Here is a 24,651-nt window from a genome sequence, read left to right as displayed (position 1 = left end):
CGCGCGGATTTTTCCGCCCGGTTGTTTTGCGCAGGGTACGCCAGGCGCGGACCTGCGCGAGAGAAATTTTTTTGAGGTTTTTTCCCCAAAACCGCTCTGCTATTTTTCTTCTCCCGGCAAGGACGGCGGTTCGGCGTCGGGCTCATCATCTGGCCCGTCACCTGGCGCGCCGCCTATCGGGCCTGTGGCCGACGGAGCGGGCTGCGGGGCGTCGGCCCAGAGTTTTTTCCATTCCATAAGCAGGCGGAGGGCCTCCAGGGGGCTGAGGGCTTCGGGCTGCAGCTCACGCAGCAGGCGTACCAAGGGGTGTTCCAGATTTTCAGGCGGGGTGGGCTCCGGCAGGGCTTCCGTTGCAGCGGGTTCCGGTTCCGGCAGGTCCAGGCCCGGCAGGGCCACAGCCGTTACCACGGTTTTGCGCGCGCCTTCCCGGCCCCGTTCCAGGCCAGCCAGAATGGTTCTGGCCCGCTGCACCACAGACCCCGGCACGCCGGCCAGGCGGGCCACCTCCACGCCGTAGCTGCGGTCCGAGGGGCCGGGCACCAGTTTGTGCAGAAAAAGGATGTCGTTATTGTATTCGCGGATGGCGATATTCATGGTGAACACGCCGGGCACGCGGCCTTCCAGGGCGGTGAGCTCGTGGTAGTGGGTGGCAAAGAGGGTGCGCAGTTCACCGCCCGCGCGGCGGGCCAGGTCTTCCACCACGGCCCAGGCCAGGGCCACGCCGTCGTAGGTGCTGGTGCCCCGACCGATTTCGTCCAGAATGATCAGGCTGCGTCTGGTGGCCTGCCGCAAAATGCGGGCCGTTTCCATCATTTCCACCATAAAGGTGCTCTGGCCCTGGGCGAGGTTGTCCGAAGCCCCCACGCGGGAAAAGAGGCGGTCCACCAGGCCGAGACGCGCCGCATCCGCCGGCACCATGGAGCCCATCTGGGCCAGCAGGCAAATGATGGCCACCTGACGCAGCACCGTGGATTTGCCCGCCATGTTGGGACCGGTAAGCAGGCAAAGGCGGCGGCGCTCGTCCAGGACAAAATCGTTGGGCACAAAGTTGGCCCGGCCCTGGATGGCTTCCACCACGGGGTGGCGGCCCTGACGGATTTCCAGGTGGGCGTCGGCGGTAAGTTGCGGCATACGCCAGCCCTGGGCGCGCCCCACCTGGGCAAGGCTCTGCCAGTAGTCCAGATGGGCAATGCAGTCGGCCATCTGGATAATGCGCGGCCGCTGGGCCGCCAGTTGAGCGCGAAGCTCCTGAAAGAGGCTATATTCCAGGCTTTTACGCTTTTCCGCCGCGGAGAGCAGTTCCTCTTCCAGTTCTTTCAGCTCGGCGGTGGTGAAGCGTTCCGCATTGGCCAGACTCTGACGGCGGATAAAATGGTAGGGGACCGGCCCACTGTGGGCCGCGCGGGAAATTTCGTAGTAGTAGCCGAAAACGCGGTTGCAGCCCAGTTTGAGGCGGCTGATGCCGGTTTTGGCCTGTTCTTCGGCCAGCATGGCCTGCAGCTTCTGCTCGCCGTGCTCCACCAGGTCCAGCAGGCGGTCCAGCTCCACATTGTAGCCAACTTTGAACAGCCCGCCCTCCGTGATCACGGCGGGCGGAGCATCCACCAAAGCGGCATCAAGGAGGGCGGCGCAGTCTTCCATGCTGTCCCAGGCGCGGAGTATTTCTTCTATGGCCTTGGGGGGCGCGGCATCCTGTTCGCCCTGATTGGGCGGAAAAGAGTCCTCCAGGGCCGCCAGCACCTGGGGCAGGGCGGCCAGACTCTCCCGCAGAGCAATGCAGTCGCGCGGCGCACCCTGATTTAGGCTGATGCGTGTGGAAAGACGTTCCAGATCGTAGACCCGGTCCAGAGCCGCGCGCAGGGCCTCGCGCCGGGCGTCGCAGGCGTGGAAAAAGACCACAGCCTCCTGAATGCGTCTGATGGGTCCGGCCTCGCGCCAGGGGTGGCGCAGCATGTCCTCCAGCAAGCGACCGCCCATGGGGGTGAGGGTCTGGTCCAGCACATGGCGAAGCGTACCTTTACCTCTACGGCCGTTGAGCCGGACAAAAATTTCGAGATTGCGTTCGGTGACGTCGTCGATGATCAGGCGACGGCTCAGGTCCAGAGGCCGGAAGGGCTGGAGGTGGTCCGGGCTGCGCATCTGCGTTTGATTGAGATAAAGCAGGAGCGCGCCGCAGGCGCGGACAAGCTCCGGCCTGCCTTCCAGCCCCAGGGCCCCCAGTTCGCGCACGCCTTGGGCGGTCAGCACGCGCTCCGTGGCGCGCTGCACGTCGAACTGCGGACGCGGCAGGCGCACCAGGCGCACGCCGTCCAGCAGCGTGCGGGGTGGCGGTTCCAGCCCTTCGGGCGTGAGCAGTTCGCGGGGAGCCAGCTTTTGCACCCACTGCCAGAGCTCGGCGGGGCGCTTAAATTCCAGGCCGGACCACTGGCCGGTGGAGATGTCCGCCCAGGCAAAGGCGCCGCCCTGGTCCGGCGCGGCGGCATAGAGCGCGCCCAGATAGTTGTGGCTCTTGGTCTGGAGGTTGGCGTCCTCCAGTACCGTGCCCGGCGTGATAACTCTGGTGACGGCGCGTTTGACCAGGCCCTTGGCGGCCTTGGGGTCTTCGGTCTGGTCGCAGATGGCAATCTGGTAGCCCTTGCCGATGAGCTGGGCCACATAGCTTTCCACGGCGTGCCAGGGCACGCCGCACATGGGTACGGGGTTTTCCGCGTCGCGGCTGCGGCTGGTGAGGGCAATGCGCAGTTCGCGGGCGGCCGTGCGGGCGTCGTCAAAAAAAAGTTCGTAAAAATCCCCCATGCGGTAAAAGAGCAGGGCATCAGGATGTTCGGCCTTGATGCGCAGGTACTGCTCGAACATGGGGGTCATTTTTACCGGGGCTTCAGGCATGGCTCAAAGGGTAAAAGGTGCAGAAAGACGCGCCCGCAACAGGCGTGGACGCGGCAAACAATGTGAACACGCTGCGCGCCCTTGCAGCCCATAAAACGGCGCAGACACGGAACGCGGCCGACAACTGCGTGCGGGACGTGGCCGCAGACGGCCCGGAGCGCGTGGCGCGTGTTGGCCCGTGAGCGCACGGTCAGCACGCAGCGGGGAAATTACGGCCGGTCTGGGTCCGGGGCCAGAGCCGCGCCTTCTGCGGTCAGATCTGCCCCTTGGGGCGCACAGGCAGCTGCATCGGCCTTGCCGCCGGTTTTGGCTTCCAGCGCGGCGGCTTTGTCGGCCTTGCGCAGGAAGGTGGCGCGCGCGGTTTCACTACCCAGCTTTTTGCGGAGCTTTTCCACTTCGCGCTCCAGACTGCTGATCTGCCACTTGTGCTTCAGCAACCGTGCGGAAAGATTGACCTTGTCCCAGACCAGGAAGCAGAGCGTGAAGAGCGCGCCCAGAGCAAAGGCCGCCACCACCAGGAAATAGAACGGCAGTGGGATGGAGGACATGGGCGGAATGAAAAAGAGGTTGAGCGTAAGAACCAGTTGCTGGGAAAGGGAGGCCTGGTTCTGGAAAAAGAAAACCAGGGACAGAAAAAACACCACGGCAAGCAGCAGAACCTTGACATACCGCATGGGCACACTCCTCACAGGCTAAAAAACGCTGAAATAAACTGTACGCTGCATGGGCTCTTGCGGATGTCGCTTCCCGCCCTGTAGGCGGGTGCGCCTCCCGCCGAGGATTGCCCGGTCCCCGGCCTTGGCGGTCCCGGCGTCGGCGGACCGCCTGACGCGGCATGCGGCACGCGTCGCAAAAAAGTTTGGCTGTCCGCCGTGGTTTGTCGGGGCGGGCAGGGCCTGCGGCCGCACCGGCAAAGGGCACGACGTTTGGGGGTCGCGCGGCCGAAAAATTCTTTGGCCGGGTCGCACCAGCGGCGTTCCGGCCGACGTATCCTGCAGTTGCTGCGGCACGCCGCAGCACAGTCGGCACTGCGGGCAGGGGGCGTCAGTCCGTCAGGGCAGCCAGGCGCACGGCCACGGCCTGAGGCGCAAAGTAGGGCCGCAGGGCCGCATAGCTGCAGCTGAGGTGCTGCGGCATGGTGCGTACCTCGTCAAATACGGCCATAAAGGAGGAATCCCCGTTCCAGCGCGGCACCAGATGAAAGTGCAGATGCTCCCGAATGCCGGCGCCCGCGGCCTCGCCTTGGTTCAGGCCGATATTGATGCCCGGACAGGTAAAGTGTTCCTTTAATATAGTGGCGCAGACCTGCAAAAGGTCCATAATTTCATGCGCTTCTCGGCGTGAAAGCTCGGCCAGCAGCATGACGTGGCGGTAGGGGCAGACCATGATGTGCCCGTTATTATACGGGTATTTGTTCATGATCACAAAGCAATGTTCCCCGCGGTAGAGCACGAGCCGCTCCGCGTCTTCTTCCGTGCCTTGGGGCAGGCAGAACACGCAGGTATCGGGTTTCGGGCCCAGAATGTAGTCTATACGCCAAGGCGCCCACAATTGTTTCATAATGTTGAGCTATACACCGCTTAGGGCCGACGGGCAAGGGGGGCCCCGCCGGACGTGCGGCCGTTTTTTGCCAGCAGGCTTTTGGCCAGGGCCAGCTGGCTTTCGGCATTGGGAGCCTGGCCGTCCAGCTTGGCGCGCAGCACGGCCGCCAGAATCCGGCTGTAGGCCGGACCGGGGAGAAGCCCCAGGCGCTGCAGATCCTGGCCGGTGATGTCTGCCTTTTCTCTTCGCCATTGGGTAATGTAGCGCGAAATGTTTTTTTGCAGGGGCGCATCGCTGGTTCTGGCCATGAGGTAGAGCAAAAACTCCAGGCGCAAGGGCCGGAGCAGGGCGCAGAGTTCGCTGGGCCGGGCCGATGTTTCTTGCCAGTTGGTCAGCTGGCTGCCCAGGGCGCGCAGACGTTCTCGTTGGGCCAGCACTGTGGCGCGCAGGGCTTCGGGCAGGCCCAGGCGGCGGTAGTGTTCCAGCGTAAGGGCATAATTCAGACCATGGTTGAGGCCCAGAAAATAGACCAGCCAGGGCAGGGGCTGTTCCTCAAAATAGAGCAAACGGTACCAGCCGAGAATTTCCTGCAGCCCCTGCAACAGGGCCTTGCGTGCGGGGATCAGGGCCAGTTGGGGGGCTATGGTCTCCCAGATGCCCAGCTGGTCCATGCGCGTGAAGCAGGCCAGGGGGGCTTCTTCATCACAAATGTGCTTGAATTCGCTGAACAGGCGCTGGGGCGAAAGGCGGTCCATGAGCTTGAGCGACAAGGCGTTTTTGACCAATTTTTCCGTGCCCTGGCCCAGATGGAAGCCGTAACGCTGCTCAAAGCGCACAGCGCGCAGGCAACGGGTGGGGTCTTCCACAAAGCTCAGGGTGTGCAGCACGCGGATGACCTTATCCTTAATGTCCCGTTGCCCGCCGAAAAAATCCACCAGCAGGCCAAAGGGGTCATCCAGACGCACGGCCAGGGCGTTGATGGAAAAATCTCGCCGGAAGAGGTCCATTTTGAGGGATGAAAGCTCTACTGTGGGCAGGGCGGCCGGGTGTTCGTAGTATTCCAGCCGGGCTGTGGCCACGTCCAGGCGTTGTTCCTGCCCCTGGGCGTCGGGAAAGATGACCATGGAAGTAAGAAATTTGCGGTGCTCCCGCACGCGGCCGCCCAGTTCACGGGCCAGTTCGCGGGCCAGGGCCAGGCCGTCGCCTTCCACCACCAGGTCGATATCCTGATTGGGCCGCTGCAGCAGCAGGTCGCGCACAAAACCGCCCACGGCGTAGACCGGCAGACCGCGGGCCGCGCCCAGACGCCCGGCCAGGTGGAGCAGATCCCGCGTGGACGCGGGCAGGCGGTCCTGGATGAGCTTGGCCAGGGAGCGTTCCTTGCCGCCGCCTTTGTGCTCCGGCAGATGGCCGGAGGCGTTGGCAAAGACGTTGATGAGGTCTGTGCGGGTGACCACGCCCACAACTTTGTTATCCTCCACAATGGGCGCCAGCCGTTGCCGTCCGCCCACAATGACGTCCGTAAGATCCTGCAGGCTCGCGTGCGGCGGCAGGGTGCGCACATGGCGGGTCATGTATTCCTCTACCCTGGCCACGGCCAGGCCGTGGGCCACGGCGCGCGAGGCCGTCTGCGCGTCCAGCAGCCCCACGCAGGCGCGGCTGCCCGGCGCAAACACGGGCACGGCCTTGAGCCCGAAGTGGAGCATAAGCTCGTCCGCCTCGCGGATGCTGGCCCCGGCCTCAATGCCCACGGCCGGCACAGACATATAGTCCCTGGCCGTTTTGTCCGGATGCGCCTGGGCGTAGAGCTCCCGCAATATGGTTTCGCGCACTTCGTGCAGGGTCATGGAACGGATGGAGGCCGAAGCGGCGTAAGCATGCCCGCCGCCGCCCAGCGCAGCGCAGACGTCGCCCACGTTGACCGCCTCGCTGCGGCTGCGGGCCACCACCTGGATGCGGTCTTCCATCCTGCCGACGGCAAAGAGCACCGTGAATTTTTCCATTTCCATCAGGCGGTGCGCCAGGTAGGCAAAATCGCCCAGATAGTGCTCCATGGAGGCCTCGGCCAGAGCCACGCTCACGTCGTTGATGACGTAGGTCTGCACAGACTCCAGCAGACTGTTGAGGGCCTGAACGTGCAGGCTGGTGAGCTGGTGGGCGGCCAAGTCGTCTATGCGGTTCACGTCCATGCCCTGACTGAGCAGCCAGGACGCGGCCTGAAAGTCCTCTTCCGTCGTGGAGGAATAGGTGAAGGAACCCGTATCGCCGTAAATGCCCAGGCCCAGCAAGGTGGCTTCTTCCGGGGTAAGGGCAATGCCGCGCTCACGCAGGTGGCGCACCATCAGGCTGGTCAGCGCGCCCACGCGGGCCGTGTAGGCCGCGTCCGCCGTCACGTCGTCGGCAGCGTCGGGGTGGTGGTCCCAGACTTCCAGCCGCAAACCTGGGCGGTCCAGCAGGGGGGCCACATGCCGCACGCGGCCGCGCTGACGGGTGTCTACCAGCACCAGACGGTCAAAGGCGGCCCAGTCCAGGCTGTCGGCGGTGACGAAGTCGTAGGTCTGGGCGTCCAGGCGGGCATAAAGTTTTTGCAGGCCGCGTTCCTGCGTGCCGGGAAAGAGCAGCACGCAGGGAGCATAAAGCCGACGGGCCGCCAGCATGGCCGCAAAAGCGTCGAAATCCGCGTTGGCGTGGCAGGTGACGAGGGTGGCGGGGCTCACACGCGGCTCCGGGGGTGAAACTGGTGGTGCAGGGCGCGCAACCGCTCGGCCTGCACATGGGTGTAGATTTCTGTGGCGCTGATGTCCGCGTGGCCCAGGAGCAGCTGCACGGAGCGCAGATCCGCGCCGCCTTCCAAAAGGTGTGTGGCAAAGGAATGGCGGAAGGTGTGCGGTGAAATGGCGCGGCGGATGCCGGCCTGCAGGGCGTAGTTTTTGACCATCTTCCAGACGTATTGGCGGCTCAGAGCCCGGCCCGAACGGTTGACGAAGAGCTGCCCGCCCGTGGGGCTGAAGGCGGGCCGCCAGTCCTTAAGATAGGTGGCAAGCATCTGCTGCATGGCGTCGTGCAAAGGGACAAGGCGTTCCTTGGCGCCCTTGCCGAAAACGCGCACCAGCCCCCGCTGCAGGTCCAGATCCAGGACGTCCAGATTGCACAGCTCGGAGACGCGCAGCCCCGCCGCGTACAGCATCTCCAGCATACAGCGGTCGCGCGCGCCTGTTTTAACGCCGCAGTCTGGCTGGGCCAGCAAAGCCTCCATTTCATCCTTGCGCAGCACCTCCGGCAAATGCAGGGGGAGCTTGGGATTTTCCAGCAGCAGAGCGGGGTTCTTGGTCACCGCGCCCGCGTCCAGGGCAAAGGCAAAAAAAGCCCGCAAGGCCGAAAGCCGCCGCGCCAGGGTGCGCCCCGTGTTCTGGTGCGCCCGCAGCCAGGAGAGGTAGAGGAAAATTTCCTGCTCGTCCGGCGTGGCCGGAAGGCGGCCGCCGCTCAGGGCCAGTTCTTCCTGAAACAGAAAAAAATTTTCCAGGTCTTGGCGGTAGGCCTCCACGGTACGGACGGCCAAACCGCGCTCGGCCAGCAGATGGTCGCACCACTGCGGCAGCAGCGGCGCCAGAGGCGAAGAAAAGGGCGGGCTTTGCGTCATGGACTCCATGCTAGCCGTCTTGCCTCCGGGGGGCAAGGGGCGGGGGTGGCCGCGGCTTTTCCGTCGGGCAAAGCTGTGCTATGCCGTGTCGGCGGCACACGTTCAAGCGCGGTTTTGTTGCAGTGCCCTGCAATTCTGCTGCCGGAAATCCGCAGAAGGAGGCGTTATGCGGTCTGACGAGGCTTTACGGGCCTATGTGGGGCTGGGATCCAACGCGGCCGGGGCTGCGGAGCATCTGGAGCAGGCGCTTGCGGCTTTGGCGGCCCTGCCGGATATGCGGCTGGGCGTGGTTTCGTCCGTCTACGCCACGGAGCCGCAGGACTATGCGGACCAGCCCTGGTTTCTGAACCGGGCGGCGGAGCTCTTGCCCGGAGCGGACTGGGAACCCCACGCCCTGATGGATGCGCTGCTGCAGATTGAGGCGGCCCAGGGACGGGTGCGCAGCCCGGACCCGGCCCTGCGCTACGGACCGCGCGTCATTGACCTGGATTTGCTGCTTTTTGGAGATGTGCAGAGCACACACCCACACTGTCTTTTGCCCCATCCGCGCCTGACGCGGCGGGCCTTTGTGCTGGTGCCCCTGCTGGAGGTGGCCCCGCAGATCCGCATCTGCGGTCTGCCTGGCCGCCAGTGGCTGGCGCGTTTGCCCTGGCGGCTGGAAGGGCACAGAATTTTTCAGTGACGGGGCGCGGCCCCTGTGCTACAAATGCTCGGCAGCGGCCAGCGCGCCGCGCGTCATTTTTTGTCAAGCCCCCGGCGCGGTCCCTGCGGCCGCAGTTTGGGTTGGAGGAGCGTTGCATGTGGAAATGGCTGATTCTTATTGTGGCGGGCTATGTGCTGTACCGCCTGTTTGCCAATGACCTGCTCAAAAAGAAAAAAGAACACAAAGAAGACAGCGCCGCCGAAGTAGAGCGTAAAGTGGCCGCCGGCGAGATGGTCAAAGACCCGGAATGCGGGGCCTATGTTTCTACCGAGGGCAATATCTCCGTACGGGACGGCGAAAAGATTTACCGTTTTTGCAGTTACGAGTGTCGAGACAAATTTTTGCAGCGCCTGCAGGAAGGGGGCCGCGAACTGCCGCCCAGGGATAAGGATACAGAAGAATAGGGCGGCCATACGCGCCGGGACGGCAAGGACCAGCCCCTGGCGCACAGGACGCCATATCTTCGCGGTCGCGGCAGGTCACGGGAAAAAACAGCCCTTGGCGCGTGGGCATGGATAGGCTTGCAGCAGGCTGTGGACGCGCAGGCGGCCGCTCGTCGCAAAGGAACAGGCGTCGTTTGCTCCTTATTGGCCCGTTTGCGACGAAGGACGTTACGGGCAAAGACAGCAGCGCTGGTTACGGAGCAACGTCAGTGGTGCGGATGCGCGGTGCAGCGCTGAGCGGGCAACCTGCGCAGCCGTACATAGAGAAATTTACGAATACGCAGTTTCGAAAAACGTAACAAATCCCCCTTGGCTATGCAGATCGGCCAAGGGGGATTTTTTCGGCAGTCGGGATCGCGCTTATTTCATGCCGGCCACGCGGCCCAGCATACTCTGAACGTTCTGCACGCTTTTGCTGAGGCTGCTTTTGGCCTCGTCAAATTCTTTCTGCAGGCTGTCCATGAGCTCGCGTACGGAAATAATAGCGTTGACGCGCGCCACATTGGCCCCACAGAAGGCGAAGCCGCGTTCCAGATTGCCGCGCATGGCGTTGATCAGGGCCTGAGCGATGCAGTAGGGCGTTTTTTCCTGCTCGCAGGTTTTGACGCAGTGGAAGATGCATTTGAAGGGCTTTTTGTTGCCCGCGCGGGATTCCTGGATAAATTCGTTTTCCAGAGCGCGTCCGGGCATGCCCACCGGGCTTTTGATAATGGTCACGTCTTCGGGGCGGGCCGCCAGGTAGGACTGTTTGAAGCGTTCGTCGGCATCGCATTCGTGGGTGGCCACAAAGCGGGTGCCCATCTGCACGCCGGAAGCGCCGAGGTTCAGAAACTTCATGATGTCCGCGCCGGAATAGACGCCGCCTGCGGCGATGACGGGCACGGACCGGCCGCACTTGTCTTCCATGGGTTTGACGGCGTCCACCACCTGGGGCACCAGCACTTCCAGGGCGTGGGCGGGGTCGTGCAGCTCTTCCGGCTTAAAACCCAGGTGGCCGCCGGCCTTGGGGCCTTCCACCACAAAGGCGTCCGGGGTGTAGCCGAAATGGGTCACCCATTTTTTGGCAATGACCGTGGCTGCCCTGGCCGAAGACACGATGGGCACCAGCTTGGTCTTGAATTCTTCTTTCTTTTCTTCACACATCTGGAGCAGGTGCCGGGGCATATCCAAAGGCAGTCCTGCGCCGGAAAAGATGATGTCCGCCCTGTTTTCAATGGCCGTACGCACCATCTGCGTAAAAGTGGTGAGAGCCACCATGAGGTTGACGCCGATGATGCCGTCCGTCATCTGGCGGGCTTTGAGTATTTCAGTGCTCAGGGCGCGCAGGTTGGCGGTGAGCGGGTCTTTGGCCACATCGGGTTCTTTCATGCCGATCATGGCTCCGGCAATGACGCCGATGCCGCCCTGATTGGCCACGGCCGACGCCAGACCGGAAAGTGAGATGCCCACGCCCATGCCGCCCTGAATAACAGGGATGCGGGCCGTGAGATTACCTATGCGAAGCGCGGGGAAAGGCATGACAAGACCTCCGTCCTGACGGAAACGGGAAAGCGGGCAGGGCCGCGGATTGACGACCAGATCGTTCCCCGGTGATTTTTGGAATAAATATAAGCGCATTTCTTACGGGGCGCAACAGGGAATTGTTGTCAGAACGCCAACCGGGCGCGGGTATTCAGATTTTTTATGATACGGCAGCCGGGCAGGACGGTCAGAACCGTATTCGTCTTATGTTATGCTGCTGCCGGAGATGCCGGACGAAAAAAGAAATTTCACGGGGCCATGCCCCTGAACCGCCAAAGGCTTCTGCCGCAACAACCAATGTCCGGGCCAGAGCATTGCAACGTTACAGGGCCCTGGCGCTTGTGTAAGCAGACGTCCGCTGTGGAGGCGCAAGCGTAGCTGCAGCCGTAACGACGCGGAAAGTTACGGGCAAAGACAGCAGCGCTGGCTACAGATACAGACAGCACAGCCTCTGTATTTGCGCGGGTAAGCGACGCAACGGGCATGCCGTAGCTGTTAAAAATACATTTTCTTATCTAAACGGTGCAGAGGCCTGCGTAAGGGCAGTAGCGACAGTGCTTGTCGGGCCGGGCCGCAAAGTGCGGGGCGCGCGTCAGGTGCAGGAGAGTGAGCTCCAGGGCCGTGCGGCAGTAGCCCAGGGCGGCCTGCACGTCCTCACCCACAAGGCCGCCGAACAGGGGGGCCTCCCGGCCCGTGTCGCCAAGGTCCACCAGGGCCGCGTCGCCAAGGGGGCCCAGGCCCGCGGCCTGGGCCATGAGCAGATAGACGGGCAGCTGCAGGCTGCGGAGCCGCTCGCAAAGTCGGCAGAACAGGGCGTCCAGATCCTCCAGGGCTTCCGCAGGGGAGGCGGCTTCGCCGGTCTGGCCATTCAGGCGGTCACAAAGCTGCCCGGCCTGACGGAAAAAGCGTACGTCTGTCCATAGGTCGCCATCTGGCAGTTTGATGCGGCCGGTCTTGTAGTCCAGCACATGGAGCAGGCCGTCCCGTCGGTCCAGACGGTCGCAGACGCCCTTAAAGGCATAGTCGGCCCCGGCCAGGCGTAAAGTGGCGTCCAGAGGCGTTTCCAGAGCGTCGATCAGGGTGGTTTCGGGCTGGTTGTCCAGAAAGCGCTGCAGCCGCATGGGCACGGCTTCCTTAAGAATAAGCAGACTGTCCGGCGGCAGTTGCGCTTCCAGCCCGGAAGAGGCGAGAGCCTGAACAAAGGCGGCCTGTACGGCGGCGGGGCCCAAAGCGCTGCGCCGGACGCTGCGCTGCAGGTACGGGGCATACAGCGCGCGCAGGGTTTCATGAACGCAAATGCCCACCGCAGCCGGGTCGTCGCCCTCGTTGACCTCCTGCGGTGGTTCCAGGGCGCAAAGATACTGGCGGACAAAGCGCAAGGGACATTCCAGATAGACGTCCAACAGAGTGGCGGAAAGGGGACGGCGTAAAAGTCGCCTCAAAGCCGTATCCAGCCCGCCCTGACGTGGCAGGCTTTGGGGGTGCGCGGCAAAGGCGCGCAGGGTGCAGCGGGCCGCCGTGAGCGGCCCCTGGCCGGGTTCGAGCAGGGCCCCCCGACTTTGCTCCTCCTCCCAAAGCAGTTGTTCCACAAAACGGCTGCGACTTTTCTTCCCATCAAAAAGTTCGGAGCGGGTGATGCCCTCCTGCCAGAAAAAACGTACTTCCCGCGCCCCGGCGCAAAGGCGGTAAAGGGTATAGGCGGCGGCCTTTTCGCGCCCACGGGCGTCGGGCAGGCCCAACACGCGGCGCAGGGCATCGGGCAGCAGCGGGTCCGGGGCGGGCGCGCCCGGCAGCTTGTCGTCCGTGGCGTCCACAATGAGCACACGGTCAAAGTGCAGCAGGCGGGTTTCCAGCATGCCCAAGACCTGCAGGCCCGTGAGCGGTTCAGCCTCAAAGGGCACGCGCTCCTGCTCCAGCATGCCACGCAGTACCGCGTGCAACACTGCAGGCTGCAAGGGGGTCTGCGCCAGGCAATTGTCGCGCAGCCGCGGGGCCACATGACGGCTCAGGCGGTAGAGGGCTTCGGCGTCCAGCGGAAAGCGCCGCCAGATGTCCCCGCCGTGCAGCAGCAGAAAGTCACAGATCCGCAACAGACCGCGGGCGGTGTCTTCCAGAGTGGTAGCCGTGCCGAAGCCTGTGGTGCACAGGGTCAGGGTTTCGTGCAGCAGAGCCGCCTGATCTGCGGGGATCTCGGCGGCGCAGGCCGGGACTATGGCAGACAAGTCCACAAAGCGCGCGCCCGTGCGGATGTGGTGCTCCAGACGGCGCAGGGCCTCGCGCAGGGGCGGCCCCGCGACCGCCACAGGAGCGCCATCGCCCCCGACAGCGGCGTCAGGGCCAGCTTGCGGCGTGCGGGGGGCGGCGCGCAGCAGATTAAGGTAGGGGTGGCGCAGACACCGCAGCAGGGCTCGCCAGTAGTAGCGGCCATCCGCATCGCGGGTTTCCTGCAGGCGCAGCAGGGCATCCAGCAAGTGGTAGAGGGGGGAGCGCTCCAGCGGATAGCCCATGGAGACGTTCACATCCTTGTGCGGCAAGTGGTGCAGCACCGGCATAAGCAGGGCGCTGTCCGTCAGTACCACGGCCGTGGCGGCGTCTGTGGCAACAGCCTGCTCCGGACTGGGGGGCGGGTCCGGCGCGTTTGTTAAAACTTCACGCAGTTCTTTAAGTTGTGAATGCAGGTCGTACCCGGCAAAAAAATGATAGTCCGGGCGCGGGGACGGACAGGCCGTGTCCTGATCAGCGGCCTGCGGCAAATTCTGTGCGGCAAAACGCGGCGTTGCCGGAAGGGCCGTGGCGCGCCAGCGGCGGATCCAGGCAGCCAGAGGCTCACAGGACCAGTGGGGCGTGCCCCCTTGCGCCAGGGCCGGGTCCGCGTGCAGGCAGACCTGCGCCCCGGCCTCCCACAGCCGCCGCAGCACGGCTTCCTCCCCGCGCGTCAGCAGAGAAAAGCCCGCAAGCAGTACGGGGCGGCGTTCTGTGGGGCGGAACAGGACCGGGATGTCTGTGGCGTCTGCAGCCACGCTGGCCGTATCCAGGCCCGGCGTAGTCCAGCCTCTGGCCCGCAGTTCCGCCGCATAGGCCTTGCCGATGCGCCCCAGTGCGCCCAGCAGGGCCGCAGCCGGTGCGGCCACCTCCTGCTCCATGTGGGTCAGATCCACGGCCGCCACCTGCTGCTGGAACATGTCTTCAAAAACCTGGGCCAGGCGCAGGCCCCAGGGCAAAAAGCGGCCTACGTCCATATGGGCGAAGCGCGCGGCCAGGGCGCTGTCTTCCTGGGCAACGGCAGCCACAGCCTGCTGCAATGCCGCCACACGGTCCAGGTCGCCCGCCGTGTACAAAGGGGCCTGAGCCAGGCGCGCCCGCCATTGGGCCGTCAGATCCGTGAGGGGCAGAACGCGCGGCAGGGGCCCCACATGGCCGGAAGCCGCATAAAGCCGCGCCAGGTAGCGCCAGGGCCGGTGGTGGGGCACCACCACCAGGGCCTGGCCAGGCATATCGCCGCAGAGCCGGTCCAGGTGGGCCTTGAGGTCCGCCAAAAAGGGATGTTGCCAGGGAAAAACCAGAAAGGGCGCGCCGCTCATGCCAAGGCATCCTCCGGGGGCAACAGGCCGTCGCAGTGTTCCTGCAAAGGGGAAACGACCGTATCCGTGACCAGGCGGAAGCGGCGCAGATCCAGATAGACCAGCAGCGCGCGCGCTTCCCGGCTTGTTGTCCCCGGCGCGTGCAGACAGCGCAGATAGGTGCGCACCTGCGCCACGTGCTCTTCCCTGGCCTGACCGCTTTTGTAGTCGAGGACCAGGCTGCCCCAGGCTTCGGGCACCAGCAGGTCCACACGCAGCAGGTTGCCCTGGCCGTCCAGCAGAGAATGCTCCGGCAGACCGTGCGCAAGCCAGCTCGCAGCCTGCGGTTGCGCTGCCAGCCAGGCCAGAGAGGCGGCAAGCTCCTCCCGAAAGCCCGCGTCCTGGGGCACGGGCAGGGCGTACTGGCGCAGGCCGTATTCCAGGGCCGCGCGAGCGTCCGCCTCCGGCTGCCCCGTGGGGCGCAGACGCTCCAGGCAGGCGTGCAGCAAGGTGCCCCGGTCTTCCGCACGAAAGGCCATGCCCGCCAGCGGGTTGCGGTAAATCTTCAGGCGCGGCAGCCACTGCATGGGCCGCCAGGGCGCGGCGTCGGGATCCGCGCTGTGCGAAGCCGCAGGCTGTGCGGCGGGTACGGATGGGCCCTTGCCCGCAGCAAATCTGTCCATTGCGGGCCCGTCCTTTGCACCGGCGCCGGCGCGGGGCCTGTGGTCCACCGCGTCTGCCTCCGAGTCGGACGTGGGGGAGGACGCTGTTGCCTGCGCGTAGCCCCCTGCAGTGGGGGCCACATCGGCCGTTGTCATGTCGGTCTGGGCGGCTACGGGTGCGTCGACAAGGGGCTCCGGCAGTGCGCCCAGGGTATAGGGGGGCTGCAGACCGGCCGCCTCCCAAAGCACGTCCAGGGCGTCGCAGGCGGATTTCTGGCCGCCCACGGGGGCGCCGCGAAACACGTACAGAGCATCCCGCGCGCGGGTAAAGGCCACATAGAGCAGATGCAGGCATTCGCGGGCCTGGCGGACCAGCTCTGCAAAATAAGGAGCGTTGAGGGCCCTGGCGTTGCCCACCACATAGCGCAGGCCGCCAAGGGTGACGGTGCGGGGGTCGGGGTGGACCCGCAGGCGGAAGTCCGTCCAGGGCACCACCACCACGGGGGCTTCCAGACCCTTGGATTTATGGATGGTCATGATGCGCACGGCGTCCATTTGTTCGGGCATGGGCACCCGCTCGGCGTCGCCTTTATCCCGCCAGTGCTCCAGAAAGGTAGGCAGGGTGGAGAGGCCTTTTTCTTCGGCACTGTGCAGCACTTCCATAAAACGACGCAAAAAGGCTTCGGCTTCGGGGAAGCGTCGGGCCGCCTCCAGGCGGGAGAACCATTCCTGGGTCAGGTCGTAAGGAGTCATGAGCCCGGACTGGTTAAAAAAGGGCTCCAGCAAGGCCTGCCAGACCTGCGGCCAGCGCTGGCGGAACAGGCGGTACAAAGGCCCGCCTCGCGGCCCGCCCGCGCACCAGCCGTGCAGATCTTCCTCCGCCAGGGGCGCGGCCTCAGGGTGGTCGTGAAACAGCACGCCGGTGACAACAGTAAGGAAGGCAATATCGTCTTCGGGATTGTCCAGAAAGCTGAGCAGGGCCGCAGTCTGCGCCACCAGGGGATGCCCGGCGAGGCGCAGGCTGTTTTCCGTAATGACCGGGATGCCCCGGCCCAGCAGGGTATCCGCCACAATGGCGGCCATGCGGTTGGAGCGCACCAGCACCAGCACGTCCGACCAAGGGCGCGTCGGGCCGATGTCTTCTTCCAGCAGGTTGCCCAGGCGTTCCAGGGTCGCGGCTGTGAGGGCCTCAACGTTTTCTGCCTCCAGCACGTCCACTTGCACCAGCCCGCCGGGCTTGCCCTGGGGCGGGCTTTGCTGCGCCGCGCCCGCAAAAGCCTGGGCCAGTTTGGCGGCGGCCTGCGGCAGCCCCTCGGTGGGCGAGGTGCCGGGCAACAGGGCCGTGAGCACGCGCAGGGCCGTTTCGCGGTTTTCCAGAGGGGTGAACAACAGGTTATTGTGCTGCACCACCTCCCGCCGACTGCGCCAGTTATGGGGCAGGGTGACGCGTTCCCCCTCTGGGACCAGGGCGGTCAGGGACGCATCGCCAAGCACGGCGTCGAACAGGTCCGGGTCGCCCCCGCGCCAGCCGTAGATGGACTGCTTTACGTCGCCCACCCAGGTCAGCGAACCGCCGCGCGAGAGCGCCTCCAGCACCAAGGGGCGCAGGGCGCGCCACTGCTCGGCGCTGGTGTCCTGAAATTCGTCCACCAAAAAATGGGTGAGCCGCGCGCCCAGGCGGCAGAGGGCGTCCGGCACGCCGTGCTCGGCGCGCAGCAGGTCCGCCGCCAGATGGGGGATAAGCAGACCGGGCAGATGGCCTTCTTCAGCCTGATTACTGCGAAAGGCCTCGGCCAAGGTACGGGCCAGTTCCACGGCCGGGGCGTAGCGCAGGCCCAGCTGCAGCAAAGGGGCCTCCTCCAGCCATGTTCCGGCGGCGGCCGCGCAGCGGGTAAAGGATGCCGCCACGGCGGCGGGAACGGTCTGATGTTTGGTGAACAGATCGGCGGCTTCAGGCTTTTTAAAAAAAGCCGAATCCTTCACAGTGCCTGCGGCCATGCTTTCCACAGCGGCATAGGCCTGTTTTTTCCAGGTCAGACTTGCGGCCTCGGCCGCCTCCAGAAGGGCCTGTCCGGCGGAGCGCGCCGCCAGCAGGAGGGTGGTCCAGCGCTGTTCCAGCGCGGCCGGTGGAGAAACGTCCTCCAGCTCGCCCAAAAGCGCTTTATCCATAAAGGGACGCAGTTGCCCCAGGATTTTTTCTCCAGCCAGAAAACCCCGGCTGTTGCCGTGCCAGACCAGGGCGTGACAGACCTGCCGCAGCAGCTCAAGCATGGCCGGGTTCTGCCGCCGGGCTTCTTCCAGCAGTAGGTCCAGGTAGGGCGTCAGAGCCTCCTCGCTGGCGAACACGGGCTGAAACTCCGGGTGCAGGCCCAGGTCCAGAGCCGCCGCGCGGACAATGCTGTGCAGCAGGCTGTCGATAGTGCGTATCTGCAGCGCGCCCATGTCCCGCATGATGGCTGTGACCCAGCGGCCGGCCTCGTCCGCGGCCAGGGGCAGACCTTCGGGCGGATGGCCCAGGGCGGCGTTTTTTAACTGGCGCACCACGCGCTCGCGCATTTCGGCGGCGGCGGCGTTGGTGAAGGTGACGGCCAGGACGTCGCCCCAGCCAGTGGGGCCGGCCGCACTCAGGGCGCAGACGCCCGTGGCGGGTGCGGGCGCGCCGCAGGCCACCACGTGCTGCAAAAAGCAGCGCGTCAGCTCAAAGGTTTTGCCGGACCCGGCCGAAGCCTTGATCTGGCGTAACTGCCGCGAACGGGGCCGAACGTCCATTACAGGGGCGGCAGCATGCCCGCCAACGTGCCTTGCCCGGTGGATTCCAGCACGGCCCGCCAGAGATCGGAATAAATGTTGAGTTTGCGCCGCTTGCGGGTGACCAGCTCCAGCGGCAGATGCACATAGCGGTCCTGAATTTTGCCCACCACCATGTCTGTGCGGCCGGCCATGGCCGCGTGCACGGCGTACTGGCCCAAAAAGCCGCAGTAGACCTTGTCGTTGGCGTTGGCCGGCACGGAGCGGATAATGTAGCTGGGGTCAATGTATTTGATGGAGTGCTCCAGGCCGCGCGCGTTCAGGTATTTGGTCATGGCGCCGCGCAGCAGGGTGGCCACGTCGCCCAGCACGGGGTTGCCCGAGGCGTCTGTGCCGGACTGCTGGTCCAGCAGGTGCTGCCCGGCCCCTTCGGCGGCCACAATGACGGCGTGGCCGCGCCGACGCAGGCGTTCTTCCAGCGCGGGCAGCAGGCCGCCTTGTCCTTCAAGGGCAAAGGGAGCTTCAGGGATGAGGACGAAGTTTACTTCCTTCAGGGCAAGGGCCGCGCGTGCGGCGATGAAGCCCGACTCCCGCCCCATGAGTTTGACCAGACCAATGCCGTTGGGCACGCCGCAGGCTTCAGTATGGGCGCATTCAATGGCCTCTGTGGCCTTGAAGGCGGCGGTTTCAAAGCCAAAGGACTGGGGGATGAAGTTAATGTCGTTGTCAATGGTTTTGGGGATGCCGATGACGGCAATTCTGAGGCCGCGGGTCTGCACTTCGGCGCTGATGGCCTGGGCGGCCTTCATGGTGCCGTCGCCGCCGATGACGAACAATGCGTTGACGTTGCTGCGTTCCAGAGTGTCCACGATTTCTTCGGGCGCCTGCGGCCCGCGCGAAGACCCCAGCATAGTGCCGCCAAAACGGTGAATGTCCGCCACAACGGCGGGGGTCAGCTCCAGGGGAGTGTGGCCGTAGTTAGGGATAAAGCCCTCCAGCCCGTAGGGAATGCCCAGCACCGAGGGCACATGGTAGGCGTGAAAGGCCTCCATAACAATGGCCCGGATGACGTCGTTGATGCCCGGACAGAGACCGCCGCAGGTGACGATGGCGCATTTTGCCCTGGTGGGGTCAAAGTAGAGCTTTTTGCGCGGGCCTGCGGCCTCCAGACAGACGCCGAAAGGGGTCGCGGCTTCATCGGAAAGTTCCTCATCCACAAAAATCCGCACGATTTTGTCATCGGCCCAGGTGCGGTAGGGTAAGGCGGAATCCAGTTTGCAGGGGCCCAGGGTGCGGATTTCCGTCTGCAGGACGGCGGCTTCAGGGGACGTCATGGGCGCACCTCCTTGACCAGGCCCAGCTGCGGGGCAATGCCGCGCATGGCTTCAATAGCCAGGCTCAAAAAAGCGTCCAGTTCCAGCCCGGCTTCGGCGCACTGGCGGATGTTGTCACGGCTGACGCTGGCGGCAAAGGCTTTGTCTTTCATCTTTTTTTTGATGCTCTTGGGTTCCATGCCTTCCAGCCCCGTGGGTCGCATGAGCGCCGCGGCGCTGATAAGCCCGGTGACCGTTTCGCCGCAGCGCAGGGCGTAGTCAAAGCGGCTTTGGGGGGCGACGCCGTTCATCTCGCCGTTATGGGCGCGAATAGCTGCAAGGGCGGGTTCGGGCAGGCTGTGGCGCAAAAGCTCCGCGCTGTCCAGACCGTGCCGTTCGGGGGTTTCAACCGTGGCGGGGTAGTCCAGATCGTGGAGCAGACCGGTGAGGCCCCAGAGCTCTTCGTCTTCCCCAAAATGTCGCGCCAGGGCCCGCAAAATGGCCTCCGAGGCCAGGGCGTGCTGCAGCAGGGCGGGCGGGGTGCGGTGTTCCTCCAGCAAGTGCAGGGCAGAATCGCGTGTGATCATGGCTATACCTTCCTCTCCTGCCAGTGTACGGCAGGGGCGGGGTGAAGGCAAGGCGCGGCCCGCGCCGTGAGGGCGGAGTTGACAGCGGGGCGGTAATGGCCGAAAAGAATTGTTTTGGAAATCTTTTAATAAAAGGTGTGCCGTGCCCATGTCCTCGCCCGTGTATGGCGTCCGCTCCCGCCCTTTGGGGCAGACCAGTTACTATCAGGGGCCGTTTGAGCTCAAGGCGGGAGACTACGTGCTTGTTGCTGCGGAACAGGGTTCAGCTCTGGGCCGCGTGGTTTCCGGCCCGGCAGAACTGCCGGAAGGGCGGAGCGACGAAGATCTGCCGCAGATTCTGCGTCAAGCCAGCCCGGAAGATATCTGCCAGGGGGAGGAGAATGACCGTCTGGCCGCTGAAGCCACGGCCTTTTGCCGCCGCTGTATCCGTGAACGCCGCATGGATATGAAGCTGGTAGATGTGGAAGTTTTTTTTGACCGCAGCAAGCTGATTTTTTACTTCACCGCGCCCGCCCGCATTGACTTCCGCGACCTGGTCAAGGATCTGGTGCGCGAATACCGGGCGCGTATTGAGCTGCGCCAGATCGGCGTGCGCCACGAAACCCAGATGGTGGGGGCCGTGGGCAACTGCGGCATGGTCTGCTGCTGCCGCCGCTACCTGCGCAAGTTCGCCCCTGTGACTATCCGTATGGCCAAGGAACAAAACCTTTTTCTGAACCCCGCAAAAATTTCCGGGATCTGCGGTCGCCTGCTCTGCTGCCTGGCCTATGAGCAGGAAAATTACGACAATTTCCATCGCCATTGTCCCCGTCTGGGCAAACGCTATCAGACGGATAAGGGCCCCATGAAGGTCTTGCGGGCCAACCTGTTCCGCAATTCCATAGCGGTGCTGACAGAAAGCGGCGAGGAGCAGGAAATTCATCTGGATGAATGGCAGGCCCTTTCTCCTTTCCGTCCCGAAGCGCCGCAGAATGCCGCCGCGCAGGGGCGACAGCCCGCCAGGCCGCCGCAGGGCGACGGTTTGCTGGTGGTTTCCGTTTCTCCGGAAACTGTGGACAGCGTGGACCATGACTTTGCGCCTGAAGGAGCGGAGTGCGCCCCTGCCGCAACGGGCGACACAAGCGCTGCAGGCGATCCGGCCCAGGCCGGGGTCGGCAAGCCGCGTCGCAAACGCCGCCGTAAACCGCAAACCTCTGAAGCAGATCAATGACGTCACAAGCAACGGAGCCCCCCGTGAACAGCTATTTCATCACCACGCCCATTTACTACGTCAATGCCCGCCCCCATCTGGGGCACGCCTATACCACGGTGGTGGCCGACGCCATGGCCCGCTACCACAAACTGCTGGGCGAGGACACGCTCTTTCTTACCGGCACAGACGAGCACGGCGACAAGATCGTGCAGGCGGCGGAAAAGCTGGGCAAAACGCCCAAGGAGTTTGTAGACGACATCAGCGGCCGCTTCCAGGCCCTCTGGCCCCACCTGGATATAGCCAACGACCGCTTTGTGCGCACCACAGACCCGCAGCACATGGCTGCGGTACAGACCTTTCTGCAACGGGTTTACGACCGGGGCGACATTTACTTCGGCGAGTTCGGCGGGCACTACTGCTACGGCTGCGAACGCTTTTATACGGAAAAAGAGCTGGAAAACGGCCTCTGTCCTCAGCATTTGACCAAGCCGGAATACATCAGCGAAAAAAATTATTTTTTCCGCATGTCCAAGTATCTGCCCTGGCTCAAACAGCACATTGAGGAGAACCCCTCCTTTATCCGGCCGGAGCGCTACCGCTCTGAAGTGCTGGCCATGCTGGAATCAGGCGCGCTGGAAGACCTTTGCATCTCGCGGCCCAAATCGCGCCTGACCTGGGGCATAGAGCTGCCCTTTGACAAGGACTACGTCTGTTACGTCTGGTTTGACGCCCTGCTCAACTACATCAGCGCTCTGGGCTGGCCCGACGGCGCAGACTACCCCCGCTACTGGCCCGGCGAACATCTGGTGGCCAAGGATATTCTCAAACCCCACGCCGTGTTCTGGCCCACCATGCTCAAGGCCGCCGGCCTGCCTCTCTACCGCCACCTCAACGTGCACGGCTATTGGCTGGTGCGCGACACCAAGATGTCAAAATCCCTGGGCAATGTGGTGGAGCCGGAGGCCATGAGCGCACGCTTCGGCGCAGACGCTTTCCGCTACTTTCTGCTGCGTGAAATGCACTTCGGTTCCGACGCCAGCTTCAGCGATGAGGCCCTTACAGGCCGTATCAATGCAGACCTGGCCAACGACCTGGGCAACCTCTTCAGCCGGGTGCTGTCCATGAGCGGCAAATATTTTGGCAGCGTCGTGCCCCGCCCCGCGGCTTTTCAGGAGGCGGATCTGGCCGTTGTGGAGCTCTGCGCCACGGCCATGCGGAATTTTACGCAGCTTTTCGGCAACGTGCAGTTTGCGCAGGGGCTGGAATCCTTGTGGGAACTGGTGCGCGCCTTGAACAAATATGTAGATGTTCAGGCCCCCTGGACTCTGTACAAGCAGGGTAATATGGAGCGGCTCGGTACGGTGATGTATGTGCTGCTTTCGGCCATGCGCAAGACGGCCCTCTGCCTCTGGCCGGTCATGCCCACGGCTGCGGCCCGCATGCTGGAGCAGCTGGGGCAGACGGTGCCGCCCAAAGCGCCTCCCGTGCCCCGGCTGGAAGACGAGGTGGACACTTTTGACGGGCTCGCGCCGGGCACAACCCTGGCGGCGACCTCCAACCTCTTTCCGCGCATCGAGGTCAAAAAGGACGCGCAAGCGCCTACCGACAAAAAAAGTACAGCCAAAGCCGTGCAGGAGACTAAAAAGCCTGCCGACAAAAAAACTCCGGCCACTGTGGCGACCGGAACGGACGGGGCGGGAAAAGAGCTGGTGGAATTCAGCCGGTTTCAGGCTCTGGACCTGCGGGTAGGCACGGTGCTGCGGGCGGAAAAACACCCCAACGCCGACCGCATCCTGAAACTGGAAATAGACTTCGGCGAAGCCGAGCCCCGGCAGATACTCTCCGGCCTGGCGGCGCATTATGCGCCTGAAGCCTTGGTGGGCCGTCAGGTCTGCGCCATCCTCAATCTGCCGCCGCGCACCATCCGTGGGCTGGTTTCTCAGGGAATGGTGCTGACGGCTGGAGACGACGCGACGCTGGCCCTGCTCAGCGTGGATAAGCCCGTGCCCAACGGCGGGCGGATTGCGTAAGGCCTGTGCGCCCGGTGCGAACCTGCCGCGACCGGGCGCCGTTTACGGCCAATAAATGGAGTGCGCCGGAGCCTGACGGGCATTGCCGAAGGCGGCCTCGGCTGTACGGATTCCAAAGGGAGCAGGCCCGGCGATCCGACCTATACTATGCCAACCAGGCCCAGTCTGACCAGGGCCGGGCTTTACATAAGCCCGGTGGAAGCGGCCGTTGCTACCTTTTGTCCTGACAGGACTGGCGAAAGAGCCGCTCCAGGGCGGCGGCGTCCAGCGGGGTGAGGTTGAAACGCATGCCCGCCTCATCCAGAAGCGTGGCCAGGCTTTTGCCGGGATGTGCGGCCCGTTGCTCCGCCAGGTAGGCGGCGGCTTTGCGAACCAGTTCGCCTTGTGGCATGATGCTGCTCATGGAACACTTCCTTTTTCCCCTGACTATAGCCGCCGCAGCGGGATTTGGCAATGCCGATTCCCGGTTGCGGTCTTTTTGCTAAACCGCTGAACCGTGTCGCGCCGCCCTCTGGCGCGACCAGGGAAAATATATATGGACAACCTGCTTACAGCGCTGATTCTGAGTATTGTGGAAGGCATTACGGAATTTTTACCCGTGTCCTCTTCCGGGCATCTCATTCTGGTGGGAAATCTGCTCAATTTTGTGGGCGAAAGGGCCGCTACCTTTGAGGTGGTCATCCAGTTGGGGGCCATTCTGGCTGTAGCGGTGCTGTACCGGCAGCGCTTCTGGGGGCTGCTGCGGCCACAGCCCTACATGCGCTTCGCCGGCATGCGCGGCATTGCCCTACTGATGCTCACTTCGCTGCCCGCCTGCGTCATGGGGCTGCTTGTGCACGATTATATCAAGGAATACCTGTTCCGTCCGGGCACCGTGCTGCTGGCCTTGGTGGTGGGCGCGTTCTGCATGATCTTGGTGGAAAGGCGCAAGTTTCGGCCTACCTGCATCACCCTGGACGATATGACGCCGCGCCTGGCGCTGGGCATCGGCTGCTTCCAGTGTCTGGCCCTGTGGCCGGGCTTTTCACGCTCGGCGGCCACCATCATGGGCGGCATGATGCTGGGGGCCAAGCGGCCGTTGGCGGCGGAGTATTCGTTCATCGCGGCCGTACCCATCATGGTGGCGGCCACGGGCTACGATCTGCTCAAAAGCTGGAGCCTGTTTTCCGCGGCAGACCTGCCTTTTTTTGCTGTGGGCATGATCGGTTCGTTTCTTTCCGCCCTGGTGGCCGTAAAGGCCTTTGTGGCCCTGGTGGGGCGCATGACCCTCATCCCCTTTGCCGTATACCGGCTGGTGCTGGCCCCGCTGGTTTATTTTTTCATGGTCTACTGATTTCTGTAAAAAAATTCTTGCCAGCGGCACGCAAATTTTGTATTGAATGCGTCGCGCCGTTGAACAGCGGCTGACATGGCAAGGTAGCTCAGTTGGTTAGAGCATGCGGTTCATACCCGCAGTGTCGGGGGTTCAAATCCCTCCCTTGCTACCACAAATTTGTCAAAGAGCCCCAAGGTTGTCTAAAAGGCCTTGGGGCTCTTTGTTTTTTGTGCTGCCTGTAGGGGCTCTACACCAAAGACGGGGGCAAGCCGGCTCTACACCAAAGACGGCTCTACACCAAAGACGGGGGCAAGCCCCTTCAACGGGCAGTTTTTCCGACAGAGCTGCGGACCGATTTCCCCCAACCTCAAAGAGAAGCGGTCGCGCTTGTGACGGCCGACAGTGCAGCGAAAAGCGTTGCAAAGAGCGGCAATATAAAAAGCCCCCTCTGCAGCAAGGCCTCAAAGGGGTTAGCTGAAACCGTCCTGGATAATGGCGGCACTGAGCAA

General features: G+C 63.8%; 16 protein-coding genes and 1 tRNA gene. 6 read left to right on the top strand and 11 right to left on the bottom strand.

Annotation, left to right across the window (positions count from 1 at the left end; all coding sequences use genetic code 11):
- Positions 1-99: 99 nt before the first annotated feature.
- From mutS to xerD, 5 genes are all read right to left on the bottom strand, one after another.
- Entirely contained in the window at positions 100-2,886 is a 2,787-nt protein-coding gene (gene mutS, locus EB812_RS00880) for a DNA mismatch repair protein MutS (protein WP_118228925.1), read from the bottom strand.
- Between the two features lie 209 nt (positions 2,887-3,095).
- Positions 3,096-3,560: a LapA family protein gene (locus EB812_RS00875; protein ID WP_118228926.1), complete on the bottom strand. Its 465-nt coding sequence runs from the start codon at positions 3,558-3,560 to the stop codon at positions 3,096-3,098.
- A gap of 370 nt (positions 3,561-3,930) precedes the next feature.
- Positions 3,931-4,446 (bottom strand): HIT family protein, encoded by a 516-nt coding sequence (locus tag EB812_RS00870; protein ID WP_118228927.1) that lies wholly within the window; start codon positions 4,444-4,446, stop codon positions 3,931-3,933.
- 20 nt (positions 4,447-4,466) lie between these two features.
- Complete coding sequence (locus EB812_RS00865; RefSeq protein ID WP_380059451.1) at positions 4,467-7,145, bottom strand: CBS domain-containing protein; 2,679 nt, start codon at positions 7,143-7,145, stop codon at positions 4,467-4,469.
- Entirely contained in the window at positions 7,142-8,077 is a 936-nt protein-coding gene (xerD, locus tag EB812_RS00860) for a site-specific tyrosine recombinase XerD (protein WP_207287298.1), read from the bottom strand. Before xerD ends, EB812_RS00865 begins: the two co-directional genes overlap by 4 nt.
- Positions 8,078-8,234: 157 nt before the next feature.
- Here xerD and folK point away from each other — a divergent pair, with 157 nt between their 5' ends.
- Together folK and EB812_RS00850 are read left to right on the top strand one after the other, a co-directional pair.
- Complete coding sequence (gene folK, locus EB812_RS00855) at positions 8,235-8,750, top strand: 2-amino-4-hydroxy-6-hydroxymethyldihydropteridine diphosphokinase (RefSeq protein ID WP_118228929.1); 516 nt, start codon at positions 8,235-8,237, stop codon at positions 8,748-8,750.
- 116 nt (positions 8,751-8,866) lie between these two features.
- Positions 8,867-9,175 carry a transcriptional regulator gene (locus EB812_RS00850; protein WP_118228930.1) on the top strand — a complete coding sequence of 103 codons (309 nt, stop codon included), beginning with the start codon at positions 8,867-8,869 and terminating at the stop codon, positions 9,173-9,175.
- Positions 9,176-9,574: 399 nt separating this feature from the next.
- On the opposite strand, the gene EB812_RS00845 is transcribed toward EB812_RS00850, so the two are convergent.
- The 5 genes from EB812_RS00845 to EB812_RS00825 form a co-directional block, all read right to left on the bottom strand.
- Positions 9,575-10,732, bottom strand: coding sequence for an NAD(P)H-dependent flavin oxidoreductase (locus tag EB812_RS00845; RefSeq protein WP_118228931.1), 1,158 nt, complete (start codon positions 10,730-10,732; stop codon positions 9,575-9,577).
- Between the two features lie 518 nt (positions 10,733-11,250).
- A complete protein-coding gene (locus EB812_RS00840; RefSeq protein ID WP_130957709.1) occupies positions 11,251-14,316 on the bottom strand; it encodes a PD-(D/E)XK nuclease family protein in 3,066 nt (1,021 codons plus the stop codon).
- Positions 14,313-17,726 (bottom strand): UvrD-helicase domain-containing protein, encoded by a 3,414-nt coding sequence (locus EB812_RS00835; RefSeq protein ID WP_242621144.1) that lies wholly within the window; start codon positions 17,724-17,726, stop codon positions 14,313-14,315. Before EB812_RS00835 ends, EB812_RS00840 begins: the two co-directional genes overlap by 4 nt.
- The gene (locus tag EB812_RS00830) at positions 17,726-19,039 is read right to left on the bottom strand and encodes an ATP-dependent 6-phosphofructokinase (protein WP_118228933.1); all 1,314 of its coding nucleotides are present in this window, start codon (positions 19,037-19,039) and stop codon (positions 17,726-17,728) included. The genes EB812_RS00835 and EB812_RS00830 overlap by 1 nt, the downstream gene beginning before the upstream one ends.
- On the bottom strand, positions 19,036-19,605 hold the full coding sequence (locus tag EB812_RS00825; RefSeq protein ID WP_118228934.1) for an HD domain-containing protein: 570 nt from the start codon (positions 19,603-19,605) through the stop codon (positions 19,036-19,038). Before EB812_RS00825 ends, EB812_RS00830 begins: the two co-directional genes overlap by 4 nt.
- A gap of 148 nt (positions 19,606-19,753) precedes the next feature.
- Here EB812_RS00825 and EB812_RS00820 point away from each other — a divergent pair, with 148 nt between their 5' ends.
- Positions 19,754-20,815, top strand: a complete 1,062-nt coding sequence (locus EB812_RS00820; protein WP_118228935.1) for a PSP1 domain-containing protein — start codon at positions 19,754-19,756, stop codon at positions 20,813-20,815.
- Positions 20,816-20,838: 23 nt separating this feature from the next.
- The gene (gene metG, locus EB812_RS00815; protein ID WP_130957708.1) at positions 20,839-22,827 is read left to right on the top strand and encodes a methionine--tRNA ligase; all 1,989 of its coding nucleotides are present in this window, start codon (positions 20,839-20,841) and stop codon (positions 22,825-22,827) included.
- Positions 22,828-23,038: 211 nt separating this feature from the next.
- Here metG and EB812_RS00810 read toward each other — a convergent pair whose 3' ends face one another.
- Entirely contained in the window at positions 23,039-23,230 is a 192-nt protein-coding gene (locus tag EB812_RS00810) for a hypothetical protein (RefSeq protein ID WP_118228937.1), read from the bottom strand.
- Positions 23,231-23,362: 132 nt separating this feature from the next.
- Between EB812_RS00810 and EB812_RS00805 the strand changes: the two genes are divergently transcribed.
- Together EB812_RS00805 and EB812_RS00800 are read left to right on the top strand one after the other, a co-directional pair.
- The gene (locus tag EB812_RS00805) at positions 23,363-24,160 is read left to right on the top strand and encodes an undecaprenyl-diphosphate phosphatase (RefSeq protein ID WP_118228938.1); all 798 of its coding nucleotides are present in this window, start codon (positions 23,363-23,365) and stop codon (positions 24,158-24,160) included.
- A gap of 77 nt (positions 24,161-24,237) precedes the next feature.
- Positions 24,238-24,314 (top strand) — tRNA-Met (locus EB812_RS00800).
- Positions 24,315-24,651 lie beyond the last annotated feature (337 nt).

It is taken from the genome of Desulfovibrio legallii (genome assembly GCF_004309735.1).
GTDB classification, from domain to species: domain Bacteria; phylum Desulfobacterota; class Desulfovibrionia; order Desulfovibrionales; family Desulfovibrionaceae; genus Desulfovibrio; species Desulfovibrio legallii.
This window is presented reverse-complemented; position numbering and strand designations above follow the sequence as displayed.